Raw genomic sequence first — 12,230 nt, forward strand, 5'->3', positions numbered from 1 at the left:
TTATCAACAATCGCCAAGATGAAATTCCAGGGAAAGGAGGCTTAAAAAAGGAAAAGAAGCTTAAAAGAGACTTAAAAGAGGTGTGAGGTGGAGCGAGTTCATTTCAAAGTCACTAATTAAATAAAATTAAGGAGACGAGGAATGACAAAAAAATTCTATTGGTTGACGCTGCTGTCATGTTTCTTGATGATAGGGCTGATGATTGGGCCTTCCACACCGGCCGTGGCTGGAGAAGAACCGCAGTACGGCGGGACGCTCAAGGTCGCGAATTTGGGCGCCCATCTTAATCCCATTTCCTGGGATATCGCGGAATGGACCTGGAAGCACGGCCACGACACCGGCCTGTACATGGAACACCTTTTTATGGGCGATCTGCAGAAAGGTCCCCGAGGCACTAATGAATACGCCTTCGCCGCCAGCGCCTGGATTCCTCCGACCGTAATGAGGGGCGAACTGGTGGAAAGCTATGAAGTGAAAAAAGACCCTCTGGCCCTGGTTTTCCACTTAAGGAAAGGCGTTTACTGGCAGGAAAAGAAAGGCGTAATGAAGCGCCGGGAATTTACGGCCGACGACGTGGTCTACGCCCAGAACCGTCTGAAAAACTCCCGCAAGGCCATCCCGACTTATGTGGATTGGGTCGAAAAATGGGTGGCCCGGGACAGGTACACGGCCGTGGCCTATTTATCGAAATGGAACGCCAACTGGGCCTATCGTTTCGGTTGGGGCTACTACGACGCCATTCAGGCGCCCGAACAAGAGCAAATTAAAGACGGAAAGAAGGTTGTTAACCCGAAACTTTGGAAGAACGCCACAGGCACCGGTCCATACATGGTTACGGATGTTAAAAAAGGTCATTCCGTGACCTACACCAAGAACCCCGATTACTGGGACACCACGCCTATCGGTGGCAAAAAATATAAGCTGCCTTTTACCGACGAGATCAAAACCATGCTTATCAAGGACCGGCAGATGCGGATATCAGCCCTGAGAACCGGTAAGATTGATATGAATATGCAAATAGCAGCCGAGGACGTTGCCGGTCTCAAGAAGAGCGTTCCGCAGCTCCTGTGGTCTAAATATCTGGGCATGGGTGGTTACATGGTGGCCTTGAGAATGGACACCAAGCCCTTTGACGACATCCGGGTAAGGCGGGCCTTGAATTTGGCCGTCAACCAGCAGGAGATCATTGACACCCTATACAATGGCGAGGGCCAACTGGTAAATTACCCCTTCCCCATTACTTTTAAGAGTGTTTACACACCGTATAAAGACCTGCCCAAAACGGCGCAGGAACTCTTCACCTATAACCCGGAGAAGGCTAAAAAGATGCTGACCGAAGCCGGCTACCCCAATGGATTCACCTTCAAGGCCCAGATTCCCAATTCGACCCAGATAGGTCTTGATGTAGGGGCCATGGTGGTGGCCTACCTGGCCAAGGTCGGGGTGAAGCTCGAACTCCAGCCCATGGACTATCCGTCTTACCTGAGCATGATGTTAAAAAAGAAACAGGGACCGGGCTACTTCTTCTCCAATGATCATGGCAACCCGTTTGCCACCATCCGTAAGAACTTCGTTACCGGTCAGACCTGGAACCCATACATGATGGCGGACAAGCACATAGACGACACCTTTTTTAAGACCATCGTTGACCAGAACTTGAAGCCTGAGGAAGCATACAAGATTATGAAGGGCCTGGCTGTTTACGCCATGGATTTGGCTCCGGCTATCTGGCTGCCCGGAGGTTACGTGTACGTGGCCCGGTGGCCCTGGGTCAAGAACTACTTTGGTGAGGTTCGCGTCGGCGCCTGGCGGTCCGGTCCGATCTTTGCCCGCGTCTGGATTGACCAGAAGCTAAAAAAGAAGATGGGTTATAAATAAAACCGAAAATCATCTGGACAAGAACAGGACGGAGCGCGGCGGCCGGTACGTCGCGCTCCGACTTAAACCTCAATTATTAGAAACCATAGAGAGGCAAGGTTAGATGCCGCCTTTATTGGAAGTTAAAAATTTACAAACACAATTCTTTATAGACAATGGGGTCGTCAAGGCCGTGGACGGCGTTTCCTTCGATCTGAATGAAGGTGAAACCCTGGGCCTGGTGGGCGAAAGCGGCTGCGGCAAAAGTGTCAGCGCCCTGTCCATCCTGCGATTGATTCCCTACCCGCCCGGGAAAATCGTCGGCGGCGAAATAATCTTTGAAGGACGGGATCTGCTCAAGATCAGTGAAGAGGAAATCCGAGACGTACGGGGGAACCGTATCGCCATGATCTTCCAGGAGCCCATGACCTCGCTCAATCCCGCACTTACCATCGGCCGCCAGGTCTCTGAGCCGATGGAGGTTCACCAGGGCCTGCGGTTAAAACAGGCCCTGGAAAAAAGCAAGGAACTGCTAGGCAAGGTTCAAATCGCGGCCGCCGAAAGCCGGGTGGCCGATTATCCGCATCAGTTCAGCGGCGGTATGCGGCAGAGGACCATGATCGCCATGGGCCTGGGCTGCGGCCCCAAGCTCATCATTGCCGATGAACCCACCACGGCTTTAGACGTAACCATTCAGGCTCAGCTCCTGGAGCTGATGAAGAACCTGACCCGAGATTTTGGTATGGCCCTGATGATCATCACCCATAATCTGGGCGTGGTGGCCCGATACGCGGATCGCGTCAACGTGATGTACGCCGGCCGCATCGTGGAAAAGGGAACGGCCGACGATATATATGACGATCCGAAACACCCTTACACCATCGGTCTTATGGCCTCGGTGCCCATACTGGATCAAGACATTAAACGGAAATTAGTGCCCATCCATGGACAGCCGCCGGATCTCTCCGACATCCCCCCGGGGTGCGCCTTTCACCCCCGCTGTACTTACGCAGTGGGGAGATGCCGGGAGGAGACCCCGGTACTGAAATCCGTGGGCGGAAAACATGAGAAAGCGTGCTGGATAGATGTCTGAAAGCAACAACACCGCATTGATTGAAGCGGAGAACCTGAAGGTCTATTTTCCCGTTTACGCCGGAAGCATAATCCAAAGGAAGATCGGGGACATCAAGGCCGTGGATGGAATCAACTTTTCCATTCCCAAAGGCAAAACCATGGGACTGGTGGGCGAAAGCGGCTGCGGAAAAACGACCACCGGTCAGGCCATATTACAGATCGAACCGCCCACCGCCGGGAAAATCTTTTTTGAAGGAAATGAAATATCCGGGCTGAAGAAAAAAGAGGTCAGGAAACTGCGCCGCCACATGCAAATGATCTTTCAGGATCCGTTCGATTCTCTGGATCCGCGTATGAAGGTAAGGGACATCATCGGCGAGCCCCTGGTCGTCCACAACCTGGCAAACGACCGCTCAGATTATCGCGAACAGGTGGCCGAACTGCTCAAGGTGGTGGGCCTGGACCCGCCTATGAGCGAGCGGTATCCGCATGAATTCAGCGGCGGCCAAAGACAGCGCATCGGCGTGGCCAGGGCCCTGGCCGTAAAACCCAGTTTCATCGTCTGCGACGAACCGGTGTCCGCCCTGGACGTTTCCATCCAGGCCCAGATCATCAACCTACTGGAGGAACTCCAGGAGTCATTCAATCTTACCTTTCTTTTCATCGCCCACGACCTGGCCTTGGTGCGGCATATCAGCGATCAAATAGCGGTCATGTACCTCGGGGAAATCGTGGAAACAGCCTCACGGATCGAGCTGTACCGCAATCCGGTTCATCCCTACACCCAGGCCTTGCTTTCGGCCGTGCCCATCCCCAAGCCCAAGGTCGAGGCACAGAGGGAGCATATTCTGCTTAAAGGGGAGGTCCCCAGCCCCCTGAATCCGCCCGAGGGGTGCCACTTCCATCCCCGCTGCGCCCAGGCCCGGTCAGAATGTATCAGCCATACACCGGAAACAAAAGAGATCTCACCCGGACATTTCGCGGCCTGCCACTTATTATAAGGTTGAACGTGAAAAAAAGAGGGTTATACACAGTTGAGAATTGTTCTTTTGACCAGAGTCCTGGCGATTTGAACCATATAACCGTTGTGAGATAACGGCTTTGCACCGGAAACGGCAGCGCTGGCGGCTGCTTCAGCATTGTCATTATTAATGGCTTCGCCGATAAGCGTTTCCTCTGCCTTGACCACCCGATAGGGCGTGACATAAACCGCATTGAGACAAATCCGGGCCGCAGTAACCTTATTTTCCGAAAATGATATCATTGCGGCGCAGTTTACGATGGGGAAATCAATGGACTTCCTCAGAGCGAACTTGATAAATGCGCTTTTCGTTTCGCCTGATGGTGTCGGCACCTGAATCCCGGTTACGACCTCATCTTGATCCAGCACGGTTGTTCCGCCAACCTTTACCTCGAAAAAATCCTCAGCGTTAATCGTTCGCTTTGATGTTATTATTGTGGCGTCCAGAGCTATGAGCGCCGGGGCGGTGTCGCTGGGGTGAACCGCATAGCAGCCATTTTCCACACTGCCGCCGAAGATGGAGTGAAATCTGTTGTCCCCGTCAATGGCATAGCATCTCCCGCCTCCCTTCCTGAGACAGGGGAACCTGTTATCCGGATGTCTGTAATACCAGCACCTGATATCCTGGCAGATGTTGCCGCCAATGGTTCCCATCTCTCGAAGGTGCGGGGATGCGGTACGTCCGGCGGCTTGGGCCAAGGCAGTATACCCGGCCTTGATTTTTAAATCGGCGGCGACGTCCGCAAGCCTGGTCAGGGCGCCGACCTTGAGCCGGCCGTCTTCCTCTTTAATAAAATTCAGACTCGGAATCATCTTGAGATTAATGATCGCCTCTGGATACCCGGGCAGAATTCGATCCTTCATTTTACCCAGCAGGTCTGTCCCGCCGGCCATGATACTGGCCTCACCGCGGTACCGTTTCAGGTTGGAGACCGCCTCATCAATGGTCATGGCGTTGATATGTACGAACTTCTTCACCGGCTTTCTCCTAAACCTTGCTCAGCGCTTTGAGGACCTTGTCCGGCGTAATGGGAAAGTCGTCAATCCAGATACCCAGGGCGTTATAGACGGCCGGTCCCAGGAGGGCGGGCATTACCGTGGCGATGTCTTCACCGATACCAATGACGCCGTAAGGCCCGTAACCCATGCCCGTTTCCACCAGGAGCGTGTCTATGGGTCCCACGTCAAGCATGGTCGCCATTTTGTAATCCAGAAGATTGCCATTCAGCATGATCCCGGTCACCGGATCATAGACCACTTCCTCGCTTCGCCCTCGACCGACGCCCATGTAACTGCCGCCGTACTGCTGTCCTTCACAAGAGGCCCGATTTATGACCTTACCAACATCGTTCACATTAACCACTCGCGTCACCTCGATCAGCCCGGTCTCGGTATCCACCTCGACCTCCATGAAATGGGCCTGCCGGCAAAAGCGAGGGCGGAGATGTTGAGGGGCATAGGTTCCGGTCTGAACATGATAACCAAAGGCAAAAAGCGGTACTGAAAAATTAGACCTCACCCCCAGGTTTTCATGCGAAACCAGCGGCCCAGCTACACCGGAAGGGCCGACAAATTCCGCCATGGTCATCTTCTTTGAAGGATCAGCTTTAAGGTAAATAACGCTGTCCTTGATATCCAGATCCTCCGGCCCGGCGTCAGGGAAGGCTGGAGGAAAGCTGCCGCGCTGTGTCTTTCCCCTGGGGCTTGCGGCCGCTTCGAGGATTTTTCGTTTCAGAATCCTGGCAGCGTGCCTGATGGCAAAGCCGTTGACAGACATGTTGGTGGAAGAATCGGGCGTCATCCGGAAGAATCCAGGATCAGCCTGCGGATTGTAATAAACATCATCCAGGCGCATCCCCAGCTCGTCGGCCGCGATCTGGCAGTAAGAATTCTCGGCATCCACGCCCACGTCACTGCCCATACCCAGGATGGTGGCCGTGCCGTCATTGCGTTCAATACGGATGGCCATTTCACTCGATCCGGCCGAATCGTCCCACTCATGATCCCAGGTAAAGGCCAGGCCGTGCATCCGGCCATTGGGCAGCCTTTTTTTGCCCGGCGGGTGCCACCTGTTATACCAGCCGATGGCGGCCTTGCCTTTTTCCACGCACTCCCTCAAACTATCTCTGACCTCAAATCCACGCTCGGCCTTGCGCTCGTTGAGCCAGTCCATGTCATGACCGTCAGCGCCGTCATTTTTAAGCGCCACCTCTATCGGATCGAGACCGAAGGCGTCGGCCACATGGTCAAAGATCAGGGTCAGGCTGTGGGCGTTTGCGTTTTGCTCACACCGAACCGGAACGGTCGGACCTTTATTCGTCTTCACCACAAAAAGCTGTCCATGGATATTGGGAATCCTGGTGTTTTCAACAAGGTGTTTGAGGAAATGGAAAACCGGCCATATCTGATTGGCCAACACGGCCCTCCCCTGAACGGCGGTGATGGTGCCGTCATTTTTAGCGCCAACCTTGTAGTAATACACGCCCTCATCCATCTCCCCGCCGTAGAAATCCTCCCGCCGGGTAAACGTCCACTTCACCGGCCTGCCGGTCCTCTTGGCCAGGACCGCGGCACAGTAATGGCCGGCCATGTTCCAGGGAGTCTGGCTCCAACCCCCGAAACTCGCGCCCTGATACAGACAGTGCATCTTGATCTTATTCATAGGGACGCCGCCAAACCAGCTGGATATGACGCGCTTGGCTATATGAGGCCGCTGCTGCTTGACCCAGACTTCCGGGCAGTCTCCGTTCCATCTGAAGACACCACAGGGGCGCTCCGGGCCAATCCAGGTATGAAGGCGCCGTTCTGACCTGAACTCGATAACCTTATCCGCTTCAGCAAAACCTTGACTGATGTCGCCAAGCTCCAGCACGTCCAGAAGACCGGCATTGTAATGGTTGCCATTGGGGAGCAGCTCAGGGTGGGCTAAAGGGGCGTCCGGTTTCAGAGCCTCCTCGGGGTCCAGGACAAACGGGCGTTCTTCCCATTCCACCTCTACCAGTTTCAGGGCCTCCTCAGCCACGGCCTCGGTGTCAGCGGCCACGGCCGCGCCGACCTCCTCTCCCTGGAAGTGAGCGATTCCCGGGAGAACCACTTCGGCCGATGGAACATGCCCCCCCAGGTCCGCGATCGGCGGAAGTTCGGGGTCATCATATCTCAAAATAGCCCTCACACCGGGAAAGGATTCAGCCTTGCTCGTATCCATGTTCTTGATTGCCGCGTGAGGATAAGGGGAGGTGAGGAATCTCATGTGCAGCATGCCTGGCAGCTGCACATCCATGGTGTATACGGCATTACCGCTGGCTTTCTGGAAACCGTCAATACGGCGCGGGCCGCGTCTTCCGATATAGTTGTATTCCTTGAGAGGGTATTTATCGGCCCGCAAGTTATCGAACATCTCTTCCATTCTTGCTTCTTCATCATCGGCCATGTGGCGTCACCCTCCTAAAAGTTTTTCGGCTGCTTCAAGTACCGCTTTGGAATGTTGAGGATAGGTGCCGCAGCGGCACAGGTTGCCTGCCAAGGCTTCTTTCACCTGCTCCTCGGTTGGATGGGGATTTTTATCCAGTAAGGCCTTGGCCGCAACGATAAAACCCGGGGTGCAGTAGCCGCACTGCATGGCGTGATGCCTGGCGTAACTCTCAATCAAGGGATGACTGGCCCGGGCAATTCCTTCCACCGTCTCTATATTTGCGCCATCGCACTCGATCGCCAAGGCCATGCACGAGAGAATCGGCCGCCCATCCATGATGACGGTACAAGACCCGCAAGCCCCACGGTCGCAAAACTGCTTGCTGCCAATCAACCCCAGCCTGTCATGGATGAGGTAGTAAAGGGTCCATTCCGGCTCGACCCTGACTTCATAAGGCTGACCGTTGACCGTTAATTTTATCATCCCTTCCGGCGCTGGCGCCGAGGCGGTCTTGTGCACGGCCAGGACGTGCGTCTTGAGCTCATCAAACGACTGGCAAACGGTCAAGCAATAGGGGCACAAGTATTTGGGTTCGTTAGAGGGCCTTTCCGTCAATTTCGATTACCTCCTCAAGCGATCCTCGCCCGCGCCAGGCCGCATTGTATGGTTAGGGTTATAACTGCCTGACGCCTTGAAGGCTTCTTAAAAACAAGGACTGTTTGATCCGATCTTGATATTCGTGCTTGAAATACCTCAAAGAATCAAGAACAGGAACCGGGGCCGTCTGCCCCAGACCGCATAAAGAAGAAAGCATTATTGCGTTTGATAAATCTTCCAGGGCCTCGATATCCTGTGCCTTGCCATCGCCTATATTCAGTCTGCCCAGAATTTCAACCATTGCCTCCGTCCCGTCCCGGCAGGGGGTGCACTTGCCACAAGATTCTTCAGCTAAAAACTCCATAGAGCGATAGATGATGTCTATAACATCCCTGGTTTCGTTAAAAACAATAATACCTCCGGAGCCTAGAACAGTTTCATATGAAAGGGGCGTGTCCAGCATGGCGTCAGGGACGATTCTTCCCGCAGCGCCGCCAACCTGAACCATCTTGATATTTTTGGCCCGGGCAAAATCTAAGACCAGTTCTTTGAGCGAACTCCCCATGACCAGTTCATACACACCGGGATTCCCCACATCACCGCTGACCGAGAACACCTTGGTGCCTTTACTGCGCTCCGTTCCAATCCTGTTGAACCACGCGGCCCCGTTTGAAATGATTGGAGGGATATTCATCAGGGTTTCAACGTTATTTATAATGGTCGGAGTTTCCCAGAGTCCTTTTTCCGTTGGAAACGGCGGCTTCAAACGAGCCTCCCCCCTGAACCCCTCGATGGAATCCATGAGCGCCGACTCCTCACCGCAAATATATGCACCAGCGCCTTCTCGAATCTGAATGTCCAGGTCTTTAAGGAAACCCTTTTCCTTAACCTGATCAATGGCGTGAAGCAGTGAATCAAACAAATAGTGATATTCAGCGCGAAGATAAATATAGGCCCGGTCAGCCCCAATGGCATAACCGGCGATGGCCATTCCTTCCAGGAGGGTGAAGGGATCGTTTTCCAGGATATGTCTGTCCTTAAAGGTCCCGACCTCACCCTCATCGGCATTACAGATCAAGAATTTCTGGCCGGCGCGAGTCTGTCTCGCCAACTCCCATTTCAGTCCGCAGTGAAATCCAGCCCCGCCCCGGCCCCTCAGGCCGGAAGCCTTCACCTCCTCTATCGTTTCTTCCGGCGTCATCTTATTGCGAGCCTTGATAAACGCCTTGAAACCATCCCTGTCCAAATGGCTGTTTATGTCCCTGGGATCAATCACGCCGCTGTTTCTTAAGACAACCCGCTCTTCGGACACCGCTGTCCTCCTCGGAAATTCTACTTATACGCCTTCAAAATCTGTTTTATCCTTCCTGGGGTCAGATGGCCGTGAACGTCATCATTTACCAGCATGGCCGGGGCAATATCGCAAGCGCCGATGCAGTTGGTCAACTCAAAGGAGAACCTCCCGTCAGCCGTGGTTTCCCCGGGAGTGACGCCGATTACGCCCTGGACGCATTCAATGATCATCCCGGAGTCTTGCAGGTAGCATGGGAGGCTCTTGCAGACCCTGATAATGTTTCTGCCTTGCGGTTTGGTCGAAAGAAAGGAATAAAAGGAAGCTAGCCCGTATATTTCATTAATGGGCATATCCAAAGACCGGGCTGTTTCGACGATAAACTCCCGGGAAATACAGGCAGATTCTCTCTGTGCCTGCTTGAGCAATATCAAAAGCTTCTCGCGGTCCATGCCTTTGAAGGAAGAACCCTGTGGAACCCGGGTCATCTCACCCCGCTCCTTTCTCTTCTTCACGCAAGGCCAAAGGTTTACTCAACGCACCCGTGGGACAGGCATCAATACAGATTTCGCAATCCTGGCAGACTTTTGTATCCAAAGGCTCGTCGCAGCCAACAATAATTTTAGACCAAAATCCTCGATAACCAACGCTAAATACGCTCTTCTGGGCGACCTCGCTGCAAACCTTTATGCACCGGCGGCATAAAATGCATTTCGATAAATCACGCTGAACATAAGGATTATTTTCCTCAACCGCATAGGAACGCGGCTTCCTGACCTGAAACCTGGGCGGACCTACTTCCAGGTCCGAAGCAAGCTGATGCAGCTCGCAATCTTTTGCATCCCTGTCAGTGACACAGGATCCCGTGTGCGCGGCCAGTAAAAGCTCCACAATCACTTTCCGCGTCGAAAGCACCTTGGGAGAGCGGGTGTGTATGACCATTCCCTCAGCAATGGGAGTATGACAGGAGCCGACCAGTGTCTTCGCGCCCTCTGCCTCCACCACACAGACTCGGCAGACTCCACTTGGGGATATTTCCGGCCGGTGGCAAAGGGTCGGAATGCTGATGCCGTTTTGTTCGGCGGCCTCAAGGATCGTCATCCCCTCGCGCCCGCTTATTTCCCTGCCATCTATGGTTATTTTTACGACGCTCATTTAATAATGTCCTCGATGCTTATACGGAAAGACTTCTGGCGAAACTCCTGCTCATTGAAATTCATGACCCTTCCGGCCAATCCTAGTTTGATTTTTTAAATGAGACGATCTTATACAAATTAACTCCTGGGCCTGTTGTCAAGTCTAAAATGCGCTGGTCTTAATTTCTAGCTGGCAATCGTTCCGCCACAAGAATCATCCGGCCGTGATGAATGCTTAATGGTAGGAGTACAGGCTCTTTTAAACTCTCTGTAAAAGCTTTAAGACTGCCCCAGATACACGTGACCGTAATCCAGGCTGGTCATGGGCGAACCTTCACCAAGCTGACGGCCCTCTTCAACCCGTCCCAGAAAAAGCGTGTGATCACCGGGACGGATAGTTTCGGCCAGGCGACAGTCCAGGCAGGCCAGCGCCTGCCTCACCAGAGGCGCGCCGGTCACGGCAGTAAACAGGTCCAGTCTGCGGAATTTTTCTTCGGGAGAGGCCTTCTTAAAGAATGGTAAGAAATCTTCCAGGCCCGGCGGCAGGACGTTCAGCCCGAAACAGCCAAACCGGGGTATAAGGTCGTGCAGAAAGCGGTTCTGCCTGACTGCGACCATGACCAGAGCCGGGTCAAAGCCGACCTGGCTGGCCCAGGAGACAATCATGCCATGAGGCTCGGCCAGGGTCCCTGTCGTCAGGATATACAGGCCGGTGGTCACGCTGGACAGAGCCTTTTTGGTTTCCTCGTTCATTTGAAGCCGTACCTGTGTTATTAATTTTTTTGCCTGGCCGCCCGTGTTGACTGCGGCGGCGTATTTAAAGAACATCTGGCAACGAAAAAGCTTACTGTAATATGTAAGGCATGAAAGTCCGGGAAAGCAAGAAAATAAATGCGCCCTGGGGTTGGATTCCGGAAATGATAAATAAAAAAGACAGGACCGGGGCCGATCCTGTCAGGGATAGTTAACGATTGAAGTTTGATTAGGCTCTGAGCTTTTTCCTGAGTCCTGCCAGGCCGATCAGACCGGAGCCGAACAGCAAGACTGCGCCTGGGATAGGCACCGCCGGAGGCTGCTCTTCTGATCCGTAATTCCCCTCGAAATTATCAATAATATAGCGCTGACCGCCCGTTTGGTCGTTGTTGAAATCAAATAAAGCATAGGCCGCAATTCCGCTGAAGGTGGTTTCGATCATACCTTCCGGGAAGTTACTTGGGTCTGTGCCGTTTGGATAAGTATAGAGCCCGTATTCAAAGTCATGGGCGATTAAAGTATCGGAACTGTTATAAACCCAGAATTCAGTCCAGGTATTAGGGGTCTCCCGAAAATCGTCGAGGGCAAACCCGAAGTTGAGGTAGTCCTGGGCCTGTCTATAAAAATCAACCCTTAGATCATACGGACTGACCAGCGTTGACCCTTCAAGACCCGGCTCAACAATATAAGTCATATATGAGCCCGGACCAACTGTATTGAAGCCAGCGGGATCATTAGTGCTAAAGATAACGTCGTATACACTATCACCGTCAGAGTCAAATTGGTAGCTGGTTGCGCCCATAATTCCCACATCGAAGGTGATGGTAGTTTGAGCAAATGCTCCATTAGCACAGAAAAAAAGAAATAGAAGAGCAGTAACAACTAACGAAAATTTTCCTTTCATAACTGCCTCCTTTTAAAACCGTAGTTTCCGGTCCTGCTTTTATTTTTAGCTTATAAGATGCTTCATTTTTTTGAGTTGCCCCCGGTTTCTTTGGACACGAAATTGCATTAACGTGAGAAGAAGTTGTTCAAGGAGGTCGGGTCATGAAAGAGGAGAGGAAAATAATGGGAGAGGTCGTTGGCATG

Annotated in this window: 11 protein-coding genes; 3 read left to right on the forward strand and 8 right to left on the reverse strand. The window is 53.0% G+C overall.

What is annotated here, in order from left to right:
- Positions 1-141: 141 nt before the first annotated feature.
- The 3 genes from JRI95_07100 to JRI95_07110 all read left to right on the forward strand — a co-directional run bounded on the left by JRI95_07100 (position 142) and on the right by JRI95_07110 (position 3,932).
- Complete coding sequence (locus JRI95_07100) at positions 142-1,878, forward strand: ABC transporter substrate-binding protein (protein MBW2061319.1); 1,737 nt, start codon at positions 142-144, stop codon at positions 1,876-1,878.
- 103 nt (positions 1,879-1,981) lie between these two features.
- The gene (locus tag JRI95_07105) at positions 1,982-2,950 is read left to right on the forward strand and encodes an ABC transporter ATP-binding protein (protein ID MBW2061320.1); all 969 of its coding nucleotides are present in this window, start codon (positions 1,982-1,984) and stop codon (positions 2,948-2,950) included.
- Positions 2,943-3,932, forward strand: coding sequence for an ATP-binding cassette domain-containing protein (locus JRI95_07110; GenBank protein MBW2061321.1), 990 nt, complete (start codon positions 2,943-2,945; stop codon positions 3,930-3,932). Before JRI95_07105 ends, JRI95_07110 begins: the two co-directional genes overlap by 8 nt.
- Before the next feature lie 23 nt (positions 3,933-3,955).
- Here JRI95_07110 and JRI95_07115 read toward each other — a convergent pair whose 3' ends face one another.
- The 8 genes from JRI95_07115 to JRI95_07150 all read right to left on the reverse strand — a co-directional run bounded on the left by JRI95_07115 (position 3,956) and on the right by JRI95_07150 (position 12,045).
- Complete coding sequence (locus tag JRI95_07115; protein MBW2061322.1) at positions 3,956-4,930, reverse strand: FAD binding domain-containing protein; 975 nt, start codon at positions 4,928-4,930, stop codon at positions 3,956-3,958.
- Positions 4,931-4,940: 10 nt separating this feature from the next.
- Complete coding sequence (locus JRI95_07120) at positions 4,941-7,358, reverse strand: xanthine dehydrogenase family protein molybdopterin-binding subunit (protein ID MBW2061323.1); 2,418 nt, start codon at positions 7,356-7,358, stop codon at positions 4,941-4,943.
- A gap of 30 nt (positions 7,359-7,388) precedes the next feature.
- Positions 7,389-7,847: a (2Fe-2S)-binding protein gene (locus JRI95_07125; GenBank protein MBW2061324.1), complete on the reverse strand. Its 459-nt coding sequence runs from the start codon at positions 7,845-7,847 to the stop codon at positions 7,389-7,391.
- Between the two features lie 190 nt (positions 7,848-8,037).
- Positions 8,038-9,273 carry an NADH-quinone oxidoreductase subunit L gene (locus tag JRI95_07130; GenBank protein MBW2061325.1) on the reverse strand — a complete coding sequence of 412 codons (1,236 nt, stop codon included), beginning with the start codon at positions 9,271-9,273 and terminating at the stop codon, positions 8,038-8,040.
- A 20-nt stretch (positions 9,274-9,293) separates the two neighbouring features.
- A complete protein-coding gene (locus JRI95_07135; protein ID MBW2061326.1) occupies positions 9,294-9,740 on the reverse strand; it encodes an NAD(P)H-dependent oxidoreductase subunit E in 447 nt (148 codons plus the stop codon).
- Between the two features lies 1 nt (position 9,741).
- Entirely contained in the window at positions 9,742-10,407 is a 666-nt protein-coding gene (locus JRI95_07140; GenBank protein MBW2061327.1) for a (2Fe-2S)-binding protein, read from the reverse strand.
- A 260-nt stretch (positions 10,408-10,667) separates the two neighbouring features.
- Entirely contained in the window at positions 10,668-11,141 is a 474-nt protein-coding gene (locus tag JRI95_07145; GenBank protein ID MBW2061328.1) for a flavin reductase, read from the reverse strand.
- Positions 11,142-11,370: 229 nt separating this feature from the next.
- Positions 11,371-12,045 (reverse strand): PEP-CTERM sorting domain-containing protein, encoded by a 675-nt coding sequence (locus JRI95_07150; GenBank protein ID MBW2061329.1) that lies wholly within the window; start codon positions 12,043-12,045, stop codon positions 11,371-11,373.
- Positions 12,046-12,230: the final 185 nt, after the last annotated feature.

It is taken from the genome of Deltaproteobacteria bacterium (assembly GCA_019308995.1).
GTDB lineage: Bacteria > Desulfobacterota > Desulfarculia > Adiutricales > JAFDHD01 > JAFDHD01.

What these genes read in the sequence shown, in the direction of transcription:
- JRI95_07135 (MBW2061326.1), bottom strand. Translation starts at nt 9,740, where the DNA reads ATGACCCGGGTTCCACAGGGTTCTTCCTTCAAAGGCATGGACCGCGAG.
- JRI95_07140 (MBW2061327.1), bottom strand. Translation starts at nt 10,407, where the DNA reads ATGAGCGTCGTAAAAATAACCATAGATGGCAGGGAAATAAGCGGGCGC.
- JRI95_07145 (MBW2061328.1), bottom strand. Translation starts at nt 11,141, where the DNA reads ATGAACGAGGAAACCAAAAAGGCTCTGTCCAGCGTGACCACCGGCCTG.
- JRI95_07150 (MBW2061329.1), bottom strand. Translation starts at nt 12,045, where the DNA reads ATGAAAGGAAAATTTTCGTTAGTTGTTACTGCTCTTCTATTTCTTTTT.
- JRI95_07120 (MBW2061323.1), bottom strand. Translation starts at nt 7,358, where the DNA reads ATGGAAGAGATGTTCGATAACTTGCGGGCCGATAAATACCCTCTCAAG.
- JRI95_07110 (MBW2061321.1), top strand. Translation starts at nt 2,943, where the DNA reads ATGTCTGAAAGCAACAACACCGCATTGATTGAAGCGGAGAACCTGAAG.
- JRI95_07105 (MBW2061320.1), top strand. Translation starts at nt 1,982, where the DNA reads ATGCCGCCTTTATTGGAAGTTAAAAATTTACAAACACAATTCTTTATA.
- JRI95_07100 (MBW2061319.1), top strand. Translation starts at nt 142, where the DNA reads ATGACAAAAAAATTCTATTGGTTGACGCTGCTGTCATGTTTCTTGATG.
- JRI95_07125 (MBW2061324.1), bottom strand. Translation starts at nt 7,847, where the DNA reads ATGATAAAATTAACGGTCAACGGTCAGCCTTATGAAGTCAGGGTCGAG.